The sequence below is a fragment of the Plantactinospora sp. B6F1 genome, from assembly GCF_040120695.1.
Taxonomy (GTDB): domain Bacteria; phylum Actinomycetota; class Actinomycetes; order Mycobacteriales; family Micromonosporaceae; genus Plantactinospora.
On the sequence record NZ_JBEEAC010000015.1, the window covers coordinates 1 to 16,745 of the forward strand.

The following is a 16,745-nucleotide window of genomic DNA, read 5'->3' on the forward strand; positions in this document are numbered from 1 at the left end:
TGGGGGGTAAGGCTCCCAGTGAGACGACTGGGTTGATAGGCCGGAGATGTAAGCCAGGTAACTGGTTCAGTTGACCGGTACTAATAAGCCGAGGACTTGACTACAAAGCTGCTACGCGTCCACTGTGTGATTCACAGCAAACGAACAACAGAAGAAACCCTACCGTGTGGGGTGGGGGTTGTTGTTTGTGTTGTTGATAGGGTTACGGCGGTTATGGCGGAAGGGAAACGCCCGGTTACATTCCGAACCCGGAAGCTAAGCCTTCCAGCGCTGATGGTACTGCACTCGGGAGGGTGTGGGAGAGTAAGACACCGCCGGACATCATCCACGAAGTGGCGCCACCCGATGCGGGTGGCGCCACTCGTGTTTCTCGGGACAAGCAACGGACCGGGTAAAAGGGGGTTGGCCGGTTCCCACGGCCCCGACCACCCCCCAACCAATCCGCAGCGGCGGGTCAGTCCCGGCTCTGTACGGCGTTCCGGATCTGGCGGAGCAGCCGGGCGGACTCGTCGATCGAACGGCCCGCGAACATGCCCATCGCGATACTGCCGTGGTCGGCCCAGCCGCAGAAGACGAGCTCGCCGCCGTCGATCGGGGCGGTCCCGCACTTCATGATCCCGCCGAGCGAACCCGCGTCGACCTCGCGGATGTCGGCGACCGGACTGTTCTCCTCCGACGCCAGCTCGAACAGCCGGTCCAGATCCCGCTCGGGTTGCCAGACGAGGGTCGTACCGCCGAAGAGCAGGACGCTGCGGTCCGGGCCGGCCGGGTCGGCGTACGCGACGCCGTAGCTTTCGGCGAAGTTGATCTCAGCGTTGACGGCGGTCCGCAGGTACTCGATGGTCGCCTGGGCGCCCTGGCTCTCGTCCCGGGTGAGACCGGCCACCTCGACCGGCGTGGCGAGCGTGGCATCCTTCTGCTGCACGATCCGCAGGCCGACGCTGCCCAGCGCGGCAACCCCGGCGACAGCGACGGCGAGCACCGCCCCGAGGACGACCTTGCGGCGCCGGGACGAGCGCCTGCCGGCCGGGCCAGGAGAAGCCGACCGCACGGCTTCGCCGCCGCCTGCGGCACCGGGCTCCCCGGCTGCGCTGTTGAGCTCGGCGCCCCCGGCATTGTGCTCGGCGTTGAGCGCCGGGGTGATGTCGACCGCGTCGGCGTCCCGGCCCGCTCGCTGGTGCAGCACGATCGGCTCCGACGTGATCTGGATAGCGCCGGACTCGGCCGTGGCCTGCCGGGACTGGGCCGGCACGGTCGGTTCCGGCGTGGTCTTTCCGGCCTCGGTGTCGGCCGTGTCATGCCGATCGGAGCGGCGGGCATCGGACATAGCCGCCACCGTACGCGACCGGGAGGTGGCGCACGACGGGCCCGGCGCCGAGGCTCGTAGACTTCGAGGGTGACCGAGACTCTGGATGCGAACCGCGCCCCGGCCCCGACCCTTTCCGCCCAGTACCAGCCGGGCGAGGTAGAAGGTCGGCGGTACGAGGAGTGGGTAGCGGCCGGGCATTTCCGGGCCTCGGCCGACAGCGACAAGCCCCCGTTCACCATTGTCATCCCACCACCGAACGTCACCGGCTCGCTGCACATGGGCCACGCCTTCGAGCACACCCTGATGGACGCGCTCGTCCGACGTCGCCGGATGCAGGGCTACGAGGCGCTCTGGCTGCCCGGCATGGACCACGCCGGCATCGCCACCCAGAACCTCGTCGAGCGCCAGCTCGCCGAGGAGGGGCTGTCCCGACACGACCTGGGCCGGGAGAAGTTCGTCGAACGGGTCTGGCAGTGGAAGGCCGAATCGGGCGGCAAGATCCTCGGCCAGATGCGCCGGCTCGGCGATTCCGTGGACTGGGATCGCGAGCGCTTCACCATGGACGACGGGCTGTCCCGGGCGGTACAGACGATCTTCAAGAAGCTCTACGACGACGGCCTGATCTACCGCGCGGAGCGGATCATCAACTGGTGCCCGCGCTGCCTCACCGCCCTGTCCGACATCGAGGTGGAGCACACCGACGACGACGGCGAACTCGTCTCGATCCGGTACAGCGACGACGTGGTGGTCGCGACCACCCGGGCCGAGACCATGCTCGGGGACACCGGGGTCGCGGTGCACCCGGACGACGAGCGGTACCGGCACCTGATCGGCACCGAGGTCGAGCTGCCGTTGACCGGGCGTCGGATCCCGATCGTCGGTGACGAGCACGTCGACCCGAGCTTCGGCACCGGCATGGTCAAGGTGACCCCGGCGCACGACCCGAACGACTTCGAGATCGGCCAGCGGCACGACCTGCCGACCCTGACGGTGATGGACGAGCGGGGCGTCATCACCGCGCCCGGTCCGTTCGAGGGGCTGGACCGGTTCGAGGCCCGGCCGGCGATCGTCGCCGCACTGCGCGAGCAGGGTCGGATCGTCGCGGAGAAGCGGCCGTACACGCACGCGGTGGGACACTGCTCGCGGTGTCGTACGACGGTGGAACCGCGGCTGTCGTTGCAGTGGTTCGTCAACACCGGACCGCTGGCCCGGGCAGCCGGCGACGCGGTGCGGGACGGCCGGGTCCGGATCGAACCCGCCGACATGGCCAAGCGGTACTTCGGCTGGGTCGACAACATGCACGACTGGTGCATCTCCCGGCAGCTCTGGTGGGGGCACCGGATCCCGGTCTGGTACGGCCCGGACGGCGAGGTGCGCTGCGTCGGCCCGGACGAGGAGCCGCCGGTCGGGGAGGGCTGGCACCAGGACGTCGACGTGCTGGACACCTGGTTCTCCAGCGCGCTCTGGCCCTTCTCCACGCTCGGCTGGCCGGAGTCCACCCCCGACCTGGCGAAGTTCTATCCGACCAGCGTCCTGGTCACCGGCTACGACATCCTCTTCTTCTGGGTCGCCCGGATGATGATGTTCGGCCTGTACGCGATGGAGGGCCGGCAGCCGTTCGACGTGATCGCGCTGCACGGCATGGTGCGCGACCAGTTCGGCAAGAAGATGTCGAAGTCCTTCGGCAACGTGGTCGACCCGCTGGACTGGATCGAGCGGTACGGCGCCGACGCCACCCGGTTCACCCTGGCCCGGGGCGCCAACCCCGGTCAGGACGTGCCGGTCAGCGACGAGTGGTGCCAGGGTTCCCGCAACTTCTGCAACAAGCTCTGGAACGCCACCCGATTTGCCCTGATGAACGGCGCCCACGTGGCAGGGGACCTGCCGGAGCCGGCCCGGCTCTCGACCGTGGACCGCTGGATCCTGTCCCGGTTGCAGCAGGTCACCGCCGAGGTGGACGAGCAGTTCGAGGCGTACGAGTTCGCCAAGGTCTGCGACGTGCTCTACCACTTCGCCTGGGACGACGTCTGCGACTGGTACGTCGAGCTGGCCAAGCCGGTGCTGGCCGCCGGTGGCGAGCCGGCCGAGGTCACCCGCCGGGTACTCGGACACGTGCTCGACCGGTTGCTGCGGCTGCTGCACCCGGTGGTGCCGTTCGTCACCGACGAACTCTGGATCGCGCTGGCCGGCGCCGGGAACACCGGAGCCGACCGGGCCGGCGCCTCGGTGATGACCGCCGCCTGGCCGGCCGCCGCACCCGAGCTGCGCGACGAGGCGGCGGAGCGGGAGGTGACCGAACTCCAGCGGGTGGTCACCGAGATCCGCCGTTTCCGCTCCGACCAGGGCCTGCGGCCGGCCCAGCGGGTGGCGGCCCGGCTCGACGGGCTCGACCGGGCCGGCATCGCCGCGCACGAGCCGTTGATCCGCTCCCTGGTCCGGCTGGACGATGTGACGCCGGGCTTCCGGGCCAGTGCCACCCTCGCGGTCTCCGGCGCGGTGACGGTGGCCCTGGATACCCGGGGGTCGATCGACGTCGCCGCCGAGCGGGCCCGGCTGACCAAGGACCGGGCCGCGGCGGAGAAGGAGATCGGCCAGGCCCGAGCGAAGCTCGACAACCAGGCCTTCCTCGACAAGGCGCCGGCGCCGGTGGTCGACAAGATCAGGCATCGGCTGGCGGCGGCCGAGGCGGACCTGGAGCGGATCGCCAGCGCCCTGGCAGCGTTGGGCTGACCGTGAGACAGGGCGGGGCGTGGGTGCGGGAACGAGGGACGCGGTGAGTGAGCGCGCGGAGCGGGCGGCCGAGTTTGCCAAGGTCGAGGCGGAACTGGCCGGCCGTGGCTATACCCGGATGGTCTTCGACCTGGGGCGAATCGAGGGGCTCCTCGACGTGCTCGGCAGCCCGCAGCGGGCGTACCCGGCGATCCACCTGACCGGCACCAACGGCAAGACGTCGACGGCGCGGATGATCGACTCGCTGCTCCGGGCCTTCGGGCTGCACACCGGCCGGTACACCAGCCCGCACCTGGAGACCGTGCGGGAGCGGATCAGCCTGGACGGCGAGCCGATCAGCGAGGAACGCTTCGTCTCGGTCTACCGCGAGGTGGCGCCGCTGGCCCGGCTGGTCGACGAGCGTGCCGACGAGCCGCTGACGTACTTCGACATGACGACGGCACTCGCCTTCGCCGCCTTCGCCGACGCCCCGGTCGACGTGGCGGTGGTCGAGGTCGGGCTCGGCGGGGCGGAGGACTCCACGAACGTACTGAGCGCCGGGATCGCCGTGCTCACCCCGATCGGGCTCGACCACACGGAGTGGCTCGGCGACACCATCGCAGACATCGCGCTGGCCAAGTCGGGCATCATCCACAAGGGCGCGACAGTGATCTCGGCGGTGCAGCCGGAGGAGGCCGCCGAGCCGATCCTGGAACGCTGTGCCGAGGTCGGCGCCACCATCGCCCGGGAGGGCGGCGAGTTCGGCGTACTGCGCCGGACCATGGCGGTCGGCGGCCAGGTGCTGTCGTTGCAGGGCCTCGGCGGCGTCTACGACAACGTCTTCGTACCCCTGCACGGGGCGCACCAGGCGCAGAACGCCGGGCTCGCCCTCGCCGCCGTCGAGGCGTTCCTCGGCGCGGGCGCGTCCCGCCAGCTCGACGTCGAGACCGTCCGGCAGGGCTTCGCCACCGCCGACTCACCCGGCCGGCTGGAGCGGGTCAGGTCCGCCCCGACGATCCTGCTGGACGGGGCGCACAACCCGCAGGGCATGGCCGCCACCGTCACCGCACTCCAGGAGGAGTTCGCGTTCAGCCGGCTGATCGCGCTGGTCGGCGTACTGGAGGACAAGGACGCGCCAAGCCTGCTTGAACTGCTCGAACCCGTGGTCGACGCGGTCGTGGTCACCCGGAACAGTTCGCCCCGGGCGATGCCCGCCGCCGAACTCGGCGACCTCGCCGTCGAGGTCTTCGGCCCGGACCGGGTCGAGGTGGCGCCGGAGCTGCCGGACGCGATCGAGGCCGCCGTGGCGCTGGCCGAGTCCGACGTGCAGGGGGAGCTGAGCGGGGTGGGTGTGCTGGTCACCGGTTCGGTGGTCACGGTGGCCGACGCGCGACGGCTGTTGAAGCGATGAGTGCCCCGGACGAGGCGGCGGAGCCGGCCGGGCGGATCGAACCGGCAGCCCGGCCCGCTGAGCCGTCCGGCCCGCTCGGGGAGCCAACGGGTACGCCCGGCGGCCGGCCCTCCGGCCTGCGCGACCCGGACCGGGCGGTACGTGGTCTGGGCGCCCTGACGCTGAGCGTCGAGGCGCTCGTGCTGCTGCTGGCGATCCAGCCGATCCGGCTGCTCGGCGGCGGACTCGGCGGCACCGCGATCGGGGTGGTCGTCGGGCTCGCCGTAGGGGCGGTCGTCCTGGCCGGCCTCCTGCGCCGGCCGTGGGCCTGGCACGCCGGCACCGTCCTGCAGGGCCTGTTGCTGCTCTCCGGACTCCTGCACTGGTCACTCGGCGCACTGGGGTTGATCTTCGCCGCGGTCTGGGCGTACGTGTTGCACGTCCGGCGGGTCATCCTCGGCAGCGGCTGACAGCCACCCCGGCACCCGGTGCGGCGACTCAGCCGGTTGCCCGGTGCCGCCACTGGGTGAGCGCGATCCCGTGCCCGTCCGGATCCCGGAACGCGGCGGCCCAGAGTTCGAGTTTGGCGCCCCGGTTGACCGCCCGGGGGGCGTAGGTGAACTTGACGCCCTTGCCGAGGAGTTCCTCGTAGAACGCGGTCACGTCGTTCACTTCCAGGTTGAGGTGGACCAGCCGTCGGTTGATCGGTGCCACCTCCCGGATCGCTCGCAGGACCAGCCGGGTCGCGCCGGAGGCGAGGACGGCGCTGCCCTCGCCGCCGTCGATCTCGAAGAAGCCGAGTAGGTCCCGGTAGAACGCGATCGACCGTTCGAGGTCGGCGACCAGCAGGGTGATCCCGACCCCGGCGATCGGCCCGGACTCGCCGAGCCGGGCGGGTGGTTGGGTGGCGGTCAGGTCGGCCAGGATCGCCTCGTCGTCCGAGGTGGCCGCGACATCCTCGGGCGAGGCCGCGCCGGCTCGTGGGTCGAGGCCCGTCGCGAGCTCCGGGGCCGGGTCGTCGAGCGGGATGTCGATCTCGTCGTGCCAGGTGTCGGCCGGGTCGGTGCCGCCGGCGGTGGTGGCCGACCGGCCGGGGCCCCCCGGCGCAGCGTCGGCCTCGCCTCCGGCGCCGGCCTGTTCCGGGGTCCCCGGTGCCGGTTCGGGTGTCTCCCGTTCCGGCTCGTCCGGCTCCGGTGGGCGTGGCGCCGGTGGTGGGTCCGAGACCGGCGCCGTGGCCGCCGTCGGACCCGGCCGGGGCCGGCGGTTCCGGCCGCCCGGACCGGAGGTGGGGCGGGGGCGGCGGGGTAGCGGCGCGGTGGACGGTGGGTCGACCAGGGTCCCCTCCAGCACGATGGTTCCGCCGGGGGTCTGCCGCATCACCACCGGCTCCTCCCGGGCCGTACCGCGGTCGTCCCGAAGCCGTTCGGGCTCGTCATGGAGCCGTTCCGGGTTGTCATGGAGCCGTTCCGGGTCGTTCCGGAGCCGTTCCGGGTTGTCATGGAGCCGCTCCGGGTCGTCCCGGAGCGTGGCGAGGTCGTCCTCGGTCAGCTCGTCGCCGACCGGCGCGCCGCCGGACGGATCGGTGCCGTACGGGTCGTCCCGCCCACCCCGAGCCCACGGCGGCGCCTCCTGCTCGATCAGGATGTCGTCGTCGACCGGGTCGAGGTGGAACTCCGGTGGCAGGTCGCCGCTCGCCGCCGCCTCGGCGTGGGTCAGCACCTCGTCCCAGAGGATCCGGACGTGCCGCTGGTCGTCGACGGCCACCATGATCGGCAGGGTGGCGCCGGGGTCCGGCCACTTCGACACCGGCACCCGGGGGTCGCGGATCCGCACCGAACGGCCCGGCACCCCCGGCGCGTCGATCACGATCTGGAGTTCACACCGGCCGAAGGTCGACGAGGCGGGTGGTTCGGTGACGCTGTGCACGTGCCCGATGCCGGTCACCCAGGCCCGGGGGCCGCTGCGTACGGCGGTGACCGCCACGAGCGCGATCGCCAGGGCGAGCAGGGCCACCCCGAGTACGGCGATCGCCCAACTGCGCATCCCGAAGCCGAACAGGACGACGAAGGTGGCGAAGGTGCCCAGCACAGCGGCGACCAGCTTGCGCACCGGCGCGACCTGGCGGCGACGACCATCTGCCACAGTGGACCTCCCTGGTTAAGGCCAGGCTAGGCCCGATCCGGCGGGAATGGAACGACCTCGCGGCGGGTGTGCGGTCTTCGTCGCCGGATCGTCGGCGCTGACCTGGCCGAACGTGCCGACCTTCACACCGCGGCCGGGTGCGGGCCGCCATACGCTGACGGTGCCAGTTTCCGGACGTACCGAGGGGTGTTCGTGGCCAGCAGCGGTTCCGCCGAGCGTACCCTCGTGTTGATCAAGCCGGACGCGGTGCGGCGCCGGCTGGTCAGCGAGATCCTCGGCCGGTTCGAGCGCAAGGGCCTCGGCATCGACGCGATGGTGCTGCGCCGGATGGACGACCGGCTCGCCGAGCTGCACTACGCCGAGCACGTGGCGGAGCCGTACTATCCAGCGCTGCGGGCGTTCATGACCTCCGGGCCGCTGGTCGCGCTGGTGCTCTCCGGCTCCGGAGTCGTCGAGATGGTCCGCGGCCTGGTCGGTGCGACCGACGGGCGCCGGGCGGTCCCGGGCACGATCCGGGGCGACCTGGCCCGCTCGTCCCGGGAGAACCTGGTGCACGCGGCCGACTCGGCCGAAACCGCCCGCCGGGAGATCGCGCTCTGGTTCCCCGAGCTGGCCTGACGGTCGGCGGGGACGTCGCGGCGGGGATATCGAGTGGGGTCGCCGGATGGGTTCGAGTATCGTTGACCGGTACAGGCGTCGACCCGGCCATCACCGGCGAGCCTCCGGAAGAACAGGTGGAAACACCCCAGTAGAACCGGACGGGACCGGCCCGTCACAGCCGGCCAACGAGCGGGTGGTCGATCCCGACCGCCAAGCGGGGTGGTACCGCGGGCCCACGGCCGCGCCGGTCTCCGGCGTACCAGGGGCTCGTCCTCGCAGACCACGGTCAGTGAGCTGCGACGAGGAGAGCGACCCGCGATGGCCTACCCGAAGAACGCCCCCGCCGGCACGGGCGTGCCGGCCAGCCCCGAGCTGCCGGCGGTCGAGCAGCGCGTGCTCGACCACTGGGTGGCCGACAAGACCTTCGAGGCCAGCGTCGAGGCCCGCGACCCCGGCCCGAACGGCGCCAACGAGTACGTCTTCTACGACGGTCCGCCGTTCGCCAACGGCCTGCCGCACTACGGCCACCTGCTGACCGGCTACGTCAAGGACCTGGTGCCGAGGTACCAGACGATGCGCGGCCGGCGGGTCGAGCGGCGCTTCGGCTGGGACTGCCACGGCCTGCCGGCCGAGGTGGAGGCGGAGAAGCAGCTCGGGATCACCACCAAGGCGGAGATCCTCGACCTCGGCGTGGGGCGGTTCAACGACGCCTGCCGGACCTCGGTGCTGGCCTACACCCGGGACTGGGAGCGGTACGTCAACCGGCAGGCCCGGTGGGTCGACTTCGGCAACGACTACAAGACGCTCGACCTCAGCTACATGGAGAGCGTCATGTGGGCGTTCCGCCAGCTCCACGACAAGGGGCTGGTCTACGAGGGGTTCAGCGTGCTGGCGTACTGCTGGCGCTGCGAGACCCCGCTGTCGAACACCGAGACCCGGATGGACGACGTCTACCGGGACCGGCACGACCCGACCCTGACGGTCTGGTTCGAGCTGACCCCGGACGAGTCCGCGCCGGAGCCGCTGCGCGAGCCGGTCCGGGTCGGGGTCTGGACCACCACGCCGTGGACCCTGCCGTCCAACCTGGCGCTCGCGGTCGGCCCGGACATCGAGTACGCGGTACTGGAGCGGGACGGCCAGCGGCACGTCGTCGGCGCCGCCCGGCTCGGGGCGTACGCGAAGGAGCTGGACGGCTACACCCAGGTCGGCACCGTCTACGGCCGGGACCTGGTCGGGCGCCGCTACACCCCGCTCTACGACTTCCTGGTCAGCCAGGGCGGGCCGAACGCATACCAGGTGCTCGGTGCGGAGTTCGTCACCACCGAGGACGGTACCGGGGTGGTGCACCTGGCCCCGGCCTTCGGCGAGGACGACCAGAAGGCCTGCAACGCGGCCGGCATCCCGACCGTGGTGACGGTGGACGACCACACCCGGTTCACCGCGCTGGTGCCGCCCTACCAGGGCGAACAGGTCTTCGACGTGAACAAGTCGGTGATCCGGGAGCTGAAGGAGCGCGGGGTGGTGCTCCGGCAGGACACCTACACCCACCCGTACCCGCACTGCTGGCGCTGCGACACGCCGCTGGTCTACAAGGCGGTCTCCTCCTGGTTCGTGGCCGTCACCAAGGTCAAGGACCGGATGCTGGAGCTGAACCAGCAGATCAACTGGACGCCGGGACATGTCCGGGACGGCTCGTTCGGCAAGTGGCTGGCGAACGCCCGGGACTGGTCGATCAGCCGTAACCGGTTCTGGGGCTCGCCGATCCCGGTCTGGAAGTCCGACGACCCGCAGTACCCGCGGGTCGACGTCTACGGCTCGCTCGCCGAGCTGGAGACCGACTTCGGGGTGAAGGTCACCGACCTGCACCGGCCGATGATCGACGAGCTGACCCGGCCCAATCCGGACGATCCCACCGGACGCTCCATGATGCGCCGGGTGCCGGAGGTGTTGGACTGCTGGTTCGAGTCCGGGTCGATGCCGTTCGCCCAGGTGCACTACCCGTTCGAGAACCGGGAGTGGTTCGAGCACCACTACCCGGGGGACTTCATCGTGGAGTACGTCCCGCAGGTGCGGGGCTGGTTCTACACCATGCACGTCCTGGCGACCGCGCTCTTCGACCGGCCGGCGTTCCGCAACGCCGTGGTGCACGGCATCGTGCTCGGCTCGGACGGGCGCAAGATGTCCAAGAGCCTGCGCAACTATCCGGACGTCTACGAGATGTTCGACAGCTACGGCTCGGACGCGATGCGCTGGACGCTGATGGCCTCGCCGGTGCTGCGCGGCGGCGACGTGGTGGTCAGCGAGACGACGATCCGGGACTCGGTACGCCAGGTGCTGCTGCCGTACTGGAACGTCTGGTACTTCTTCTCGCTCTACGCGAACGCGGAGGGCTACGAGGCCAGGCGGCGGACCGACACCGGGCCGGCCGGCGACGGCGGAGCCGCGGCGAACCTGCTCGACCGGTACGTGCTGGCCAAGACCCGGGAGCTGGTCGAGACGGTGCAGGCACAGCTCGACGTCTACGACATCTCCGGCGCCTGCGGCACGGTCCGGTCCTTCCTGGACGCGCTGACCAACTGGTACGTCCGGCGCTCCCGGGACCGGTTCTGGCTCGGCGACCGGGACGCCTTCGACACCCTCTACACGGTGCTGGAGACGGTGAGCCGGGTGCTGGCGCCGCTGGCACCGCTGACCGCCGAGGAGGTCTGGCGCGGGCTGACCGGAGAGCGGTCGGTGCACCTGACCGACTGGCCGGAGGCCGCCGAGCTCCCGGCCGACCTCGGGCTGGTCGCCGCGATGGACGCCACCCGGGCGGTCGCCTCGGCGGCGCTGTCGCTGCGCAAGGCGAAGGGCCTGCGGGTCCGGCTGCCGCTGCCGTCGCTGACCGTGGCCAGCCCGGTGGCGGAGACCCTGCGGCCCTTCGCCGACCTGCTCGCCGACGAGGTGAACGTCAAGGCGGTCACCGTCACCGACGAGCTGGCCAGCCACTGCGAACAGGTGCTGACCGTGGTGCCCCGGGCGCTCGGCCCCCGGGTCGGCAAGCAGGTGCAGGCCGTGATCAAGGCGGTCAAGTCCGGCGACTGGACGCTGGTGGACGGGGTACCGGAGGCGGCCGGGGTGCGGCTGGAGCCGGGCGAGTACGAGCTGAAGCTGGTTCCCGCCGACCCCGAGCACTCCGCGCCGCTGCCCGGCGGGGAGGGCGTGGTGGTGCTGGACACCACCGTCACCCCGGAACTCGCCGCCGAGGGCCTGGCCCGGGACGTCGTACGGGTGGTGCAGCAGGCCCGCCGGAACGCCGGCCTCGACGTGTCGGACCGGATCGAGGTGCTGCTCGCCGCTCCGGCCGAGGTCACCTCGGCGGTCGAGGCGTACCGGGACTTCGTGGCCCGGGAGGTGCTGGCCGACTCGATCGGCTTCGCCGACCAGGTCGACTCCCAGAGTGGCTCCGTCGACCTCGCGGAGCAGGTCGACTCCCAGGGTGGCTCCGTCGACCTCGCGGAGCAGGTCGACGGCTTCGCCGGGGAGGTCGGCGACGGCGAGCGGGTGACGGTGACGGTACGGCGCCGCTGAGCAGTCCCGGGACGTCCGGCGGGTCAGCGACAAGTGGACCAGCAGGGGCATCTACCAGAAGTTCCGCCCGACCGGTCCGGGCAGGTGATCGAGACGGTCACCTACGCGGACCGGTCGGCCGTCGGTTAACGTGACAGCGCCCCACTACCCTGACCGCCGGAGGTCCCGTGCCGCTGCTCTACACCATCGGTCAGTACACCGTCGGCACCGCGATGCGGGTCGCCTGGCGTCCGACCGTCGAGGGCCTGGAGAACGTGCCCGCGACCGGCGGTGCGATCTTCGCCGGCAACCACCTCTCGGTCGCGGACGAGTTGTTCCTCGGCTCGGTGGTGCCCCGGCACCTCGCCTTCTGGGCCAAGGCCGAGTACTTCACCGGTACCGGGCTGCGCGGCTGGTTCACCCGGTCGGTGATCAGCGGGCTCGGCGCGATCCGGGTCGAACGGGCCGGCGGCCGGGCCGCACTGTCGGCGTTCGACGGGGCGATCCCGGTGTTGCGCGCCGGTGACCTGGTCGCGATCTACCCGGAGGGCACCCGGTCACCGGACGGCCGGCTCTACCGGGGACGTACCGGGGTGGCCCGGCTGGCGCTCGCCGCCGAGGTGCCGGTGATCCCGGTCGGGATGATCGGCACCGAACGCGTCCAGCCGATCGGCGCCCGGCTGCCCCGGCTCGGCACCGGCAAGGTGATCGTCCGGTTCGGCAAGCCGATGGACTTCGTCGGCCGCCCGGCGGACCGGACCTCGCTGCGGCAGATCACCGACGAGATCATGGCGGAGATCCAGAAGCTGACCGGACAGGAGTACGTGCCCCGGTACGCGCCGGCCCGCAACGCGGCCGAGAACGGCGGCTCGTAGACGCCCGTCCGCTCCCGTCCGTGCGCGGCGCGCCCGACCGGCCTCCGGCGGCCGGTCGCCCGCTCAGCCGGTACTGCTGGCGCTGCCGCTGTTCGAGCCGACCGGCTCCCGCACGACGATGCTGTCCCGCAGCGTGCTGAGCAGTTCGGAGCTGTCCGCTATCGACAGGCGGGTGAACAGCGCCGTGCCGGAGCTTCCGTAATCCGCCCAGGTGCAGACCACCACCTCGTCACCGTCGGCCCTGCCCGTGCCGCAGCTGCGGTACTCGCCGCGTACGCCGGTCGGCACCGACTCGACCGAGGTGGCCGCGTACTCGTCCTTGAGCCGGGTGACCTCGTCCTGCACCACCGACTCCGGACTGAACTGGAAGCCGGTGCTGCCGAAGATGGTCACCACCTTGCCGTTCGAGGCGCGGTAGACCCCGGCGAACGCCTCGCCGGTGAACCAGTTGCGGGCCCGGACCTCCTGCTTCAACCGTTCGGCGGTCTTTCGGCCGGACGCGTTGTCGAGCAGCCGCAGGTCGAGTACCTCGCTCGGCAGGGGATCCGCCGGTGATGCCGGGTACTGGTCCCAGATCGGCTTGACGTAGTACGCCGGGATTCCGCAGCAGCAGGCGATGCTCAGCAGGGTCATCATGAACATCACCCGGGGCCAGCGCCGTCGGCGGCGTACCGGACGGAGCGGGGGCGGGGCGGGCGGCGCCTCCGGCTGGCGCCGCTGTTTCACCGGTCGGGGCGGGCCGAGGGGCTGCTTCCGGGGCGCGGGCGCGGCCGGCGGTCGAGGGCCCCAGGTCGCCGGCGGTGCCGGTACCGGCGGTTGTGGTACCGCCGGTTGTGGTACCGGCGGTGGCGGTGCCACCGGTTGTGGTGCCGCCGGTGGTGGTGCCGCCGCGTGCGGGGGTGACACCTGGTGGGGGGGCGACGCCTGGTGCGGGGGCGACCCTGGATGTGCTGACGGCGGACCGGTCGGCGCGGGAAAGCGCCGGGTCACCGGCAACTGCCGGGCCGGCGGCGGGCTGACCGGCGCGTCGGAGCCGAACGGTGGATGCGGCGCCGCGCCCGGATGGTCATCGATCGGTGGATGCGGCGCCGCGCCCGGATGGCCACCGAACGGTGGGTACGTGTCCCACGGGTCGTCGGCGGCACCGGCCCACGGGTCGACCGGGGTCGGGATCTCGTCCTCGTCCGCCTCGACGTCCGGCATCCGCAGGGTCGGATCGGCCGGGTGGGTGTGAGCCGTCGGCGCCGCCGGAAGCCCGCCGTCCTCGGCATCGCCCCGGAACCAGCGACGCTTGCGCGGCCGGGGCGGTGGTACGGCCGCCGAGCCGGTCCAGCGCGGCGCGGCCACCCGGGTCGGGGCCGGCTCCTCGTCGTCGAGTGGGGGCGGTACCGGCGTACCGGCTTCGGCCGGACCCGAGTCGGTGGCAGCCTCGGCGGGTTGGTCGATCCGGGTGGCGTCGACCGGCTGCCCCGACCGGCGCTCATCGGGGCGCTCGCCCCGGGTCGCGTCCGGCGCCGGGGTACGGCGGGTCGGCGCATCCTCCTCGATCACCTGCCGTTCGTCCGCTCCGTCCCGTTCGGTGGCGGCCGCCGGCTCTTCCGCCGCAGGCGTCTCACCTCCGACGGCGGCCTGGGGCGCGCCTCCGTCGGCTCGATGGTCCTGCTCGTCGTCGGCCTGGCGGTTCTGCTCGTGGTCGGCTGGACCGTTCTGTTGGTCGGCGTGGCGGTTCTGCTCGTCGTCGGCTCGACCCTTCTGTTGGTCGGCTCGACTGTCCTGCCGGGCGCCGGTCCTGGCGTGCCGGTCGCCGGTCGCCACCGTCGCCGAGTCCTCGGCCGGGGGTGGCCCGGGCGGCGTGGCTCGGCCCGCCGGTGCGGTCTCCTCCGGCTGAGGCTGCGGCATTGTGCGGGTCTCCTCTCGCGCCGGTTCGAGGTTAGTACCGCCCGACCAACCGGTCCTTCCGCGCCGGATCGTACGAGGATGTCTCGGCGGCGGGGAAATCCGGCCGAGCGAGCACCGGGGGACGTTCCGGCGAAAACCTCCCCGGCAGCGGTGCGGGGTCCATCGAACCGGGGTGCGGGCGTGACGCGTACTCTGGATGATTGGTGTCCCAACGGAGTGTCCCGGGAGGTTCCATGAGCGCCGCGTCGTCCGCCGCGGAAAGGTCAGCGGCGCTGACGGTCTGGCCGCAGCTCGAGCAGTTGCTGCCCCAGGTCAGCAAGCCGATCCAGTACGTCGGCGGCGAGCTCGGCGCGGTGGTGAAGGACTGGGAGTCGGCGGTCGTCCGTTGGGCGCTGATGTATCCGGACGCGTACGAGGTGGGTCTGCCGAACCAGGGGGTGCAGATCCTCTACGAGGTACTCAACGAGCTGCCGGACGTGCTGGCCGAGCGGACCTACGCGGTCTGGCCGGACCTGGAGCGGCTGATGCGGGCCGAGGGGGTGCCCCAGTTCACCGTCGAGGCGCACCGGCCGGTCGGCGCGTTCGACCTGTTCGGGATCTCGTTCGCCACCGAACTCGGCTACACCAACCTGCTCACCGCGATCGACCTGGCCGGCATCCCGCTACTCTCCGCCGACCGCACCGACGCGCACCCGGTGGTGGTGGCCGGCGGGCACGCCGCGTTCAACCCGGAGCCGATCGCCGACTTCATCGACGCGGCGGTGCTCGGCGACGGCGAGGAAGCCGTCCTGGAGATCACCGAGATCGTCCGGGAGTGGAAGGCGGAGGGCAGCCCCGGCGGGCGGGACGAACTGCTGCTCCGGCTGGCCCGGACCGAGAGCGTCTACGTGCCGCGCTTCTACGACGTCGACTACCTGCCCGACGGTCGGATCCAGCGGGTCGTGCCGAACCGGGCGGACGTGCCGTTCCGGGTACACAAGCGCACGACGATGGACCTGGACGCCTGGCCGTACCCGAAGAAGCCGATCGTGCCGCTCGCCGAGACCGTGCACGAGCGGTACGCGGTGGAGATCTTCCGGGGTTGCACCCGGGGCTGCCGGTTCTGCCAGGCAGGCATGATCACCCGACCGGTCCGGGAACGCTCCATCACCACGGTCGGCCAGATGGTGCAGGACGGTCTGGAATACTCCGGCTTCTCCGAGGTCGGGCTGCTGTCGCTGTCGTCGGCAGACCACTCGGAGATCGGCGACATGTGCTCCGGCCTGGCCCAGCAGTACGAGGGCACCAACGTCTCGCTGTCGCTGCCGTCCACCCGGGTCGACGCCTTCAACATCGAGCTGGCCCAGGAGCTGTCCCGCAACGGCCGGCGTACCGGGCTGACCTTCGCCCCGGAGGGCGGCTCGGAGCGGATCCGCAAGGTGATCAACAAGATGGTGTCGGAGGAGGACCTCATCCGCACCGTGGTCACCGCGTACACCAACGGCTGGCGGCAGGTGAAGCTCTACTTCATGTGCGGGTTGCCGACCGAGGAGGACGCCGACGTCCTCCAGATCGCCCGGCTCGCACATGAGGTGATCAAGGCTGGTCGGGCGGCCACCGGCTCCAAGGACATCCGCTGCACCGTGTCGATCGGGGGGTTCGTGCCCAAGCCGCACACCCCGTTCCAGTGGGCCCCGATGGAGCGGCCCGAGGTGATCGACAACCGGCTCAAGCTGCTCAAGCAGGCGATCAACTCCGACCGGTCGCTCGGCCGGGCGATCGGTTACCGCTACCACGACGGCGAGCCGTCGCTGATCGAGGGCCTGCTCAGCCGGGGTGACCGCCGGGTCGGCGCGGTGATCAGGCGGGTCTGGGAGAACGGCGGCCGGTTCGACGGCTGGAGCGAGCACTTCTCCTACCAGCGCTGGGTCGACGCCGCCGCCGAGGTGCTGCCGGCCTTCGGGGTGGACCTCGACTGGTACACGGTTCGGGAGCGGGAGCAGACCGAGGTGCTGCCCTGGGACCACCTCGACTCCGGGCTGGACAAGGACTGGCTCTGGCAGGACTGGCAGGACGCTCTCACCGAGTACGAGCAGGACGACTGCCGCTGGACCCCGTGCTTCGACTGCGGCGTCTGCCCGTCCATGGACACCGAGATCCAGATCGGCCCGACCGGCCAGAAGCTGCTGCCGCTGACGCCGGTCAACACCGGCCTGCGGATGCCGGCCGGCGCCGGGCACTGACCTCGCCCGTTGTCCCGGCGCGTCCCGACCGGGGGAACGGCCCAACCGAC

Annotated in this window: 10 protein-coding genes and 2 rRNA genes; 9 read left to right on the top strand and 3 right to left on the bottom strand. The window is 71.6% G+C overall.

The genetic code is table 11. The features are described 5' to 3' along the window. A 23S ribosomal RNA gene (locus ABNF97_RS19620) occupies positions 1-104 on the top strand; the annotation flags it as partial. Between the two features lie 99 nt (positions 105-203). Next, positions 204-320: ribosomal RNA gene (gene rrf / locus ABNF97_RS19625) — 5S ribosomal RNA — on the top strand. A gap of 134 nt (positions 321-454) precedes the next feature. Here the strand turns inward: rrf and ABNF97_RS19630 are convergent. Then, on the bottom strand, positions 455-1,327 hold the full coding sequence (locus ABNF97_RS19630; RefSeq protein WP_349339366.1) for a hypothetical protein: 873 nt from the start codon (positions 1,325-1,327) through the stop codon (positions 455-457). A 69-nt stretch (positions 1,328-1,396) separates the two neighbouring features. Here ABNF97_RS19630 and ABNF97_RS19635 point away from each other — a divergent pair, with 69 nt between their 5' ends. The 3 genes from ABNF97_RS19635 (at position 1,397) to ABNF97_RS19645 (ending at position 5,878) form a co-directional block, all read left to right on the top strand. After that, on the top strand, positions 1,397-4,039 hold the full coding sequence (locus tag ABNF97_RS19635; protein WP_349339367.1) for a valine--tRNA ligase: 2,643 nt from the start codon (positions 1,397-1,399) through the stop codon (positions 4,037-4,039). Positions 4,040-4,157: 118 nt separating this feature from the next. Continuing rightward, on the top strand, positions 4,158-5,429 hold the full coding sequence (locus ABNF97_RS19640; RefSeq protein WP_130465681.1) for a glutamate ligase domain-containing protein: 1,272 nt from the start codon (positions 4,158-4,160) through the stop codon (positions 5,427-5,429). Then, complete coding sequence (locus ABNF97_RS19645; protein ID WP_349339368.1) at positions 5,426-5,878, top strand: DUF4233 domain-containing protein; 453 nt, start codon at positions 5,426-5,428, stop codon at positions 5,876-5,878. Before ABNF97_RS19640 ends, ABNF97_RS19645 begins: the two co-directional genes overlap by 4 nt. Before the next feature lie 28 nt (positions 5,879-5,906). On the opposite strand, the gene ABNF97_RS19650 is transcribed toward ABNF97_RS19645, so the two are convergent. Then, the gene (locus ABNF97_RS19650) at positions 5,907-7,550 is read right to left on the bottom strand and encodes a VOC family protein (protein WP_349339369.1); all 1,644 of its coding nucleotides are present in this window, start codon (positions 7,548-7,550) and stop codon (positions 5,907-5,909) included. Positions 7,551-7,742: 192 nt separating this feature from the next. On the opposite strand from ABNF97_RS19650, the gene ndk reads away from it, so the two are divergent. The 3 genes from ndk (at position 7,743) to ABNF97_RS19665 (ending at position 12,574) form a co-directional block, all read left to right on the top strand. Beyond that, positions 7,743-8,168, top strand: coding sequence for a nucleoside-diphosphate kinase (gene ndk, locus ABNF97_RS19655; protein ID WP_130461082.1), 426 nt, complete (start codon positions 7,743-7,745; stop codon positions 8,166-8,168). Between the two features lie 300 nt (positions 8,169-8,468). Next, complete coding sequence (ileS, locus tag ABNF97_RS19660) at positions 8,469-11,720, top strand: isoleucine--tRNA ligase (RefSeq protein WP_349339370.1); 3,252 nt, start codon at positions 8,469-8,471, stop codon at positions 11,718-11,720. A gap of 167 nt (positions 11,721-11,887) precedes the next feature. Next, entirely contained in the window at positions 11,888-12,574 is a 687-nt protein-coding gene (locus tag ABNF97_RS19665; protein ID WP_349339371.1) for a lysophospholipid acyltransferase family protein, read from the top strand. A 63-nt stretch (positions 12,575-12,637) separates the two neighbouring features. Here the strand turns inward: ABNF97_RS19665 and ABNF97_RS19670 are convergent, their stop codons facing one another. Beyond that, positions 12,638-14,473, bottom strand: a complete 1,836-nt coding sequence (locus ABNF97_RS19670) for a hypothetical protein (protein WP_349339372.1) — start codon at positions 14,471-14,473, stop codon at positions 12,638-12,640. Between the two features lie 233 nt (positions 14,474-14,706). Here ABNF97_RS19670 and ABNF97_RS19675 point away from each other — a divergent pair, with 233 nt between their 5' ends. Then, positions 14,707-16,695 (top strand): TIGR03960 family B12-binding radical SAM protein, encoded by a 1,989-nt coding sequence (locus ABNF97_RS19675; RefSeq protein WP_349339373.1) that lies wholly within the window; start codon positions 14,707-14,709, stop codon positions 16,693-16,695. Positions 16,696-16,745 lie beyond the last annotated feature (50 nt).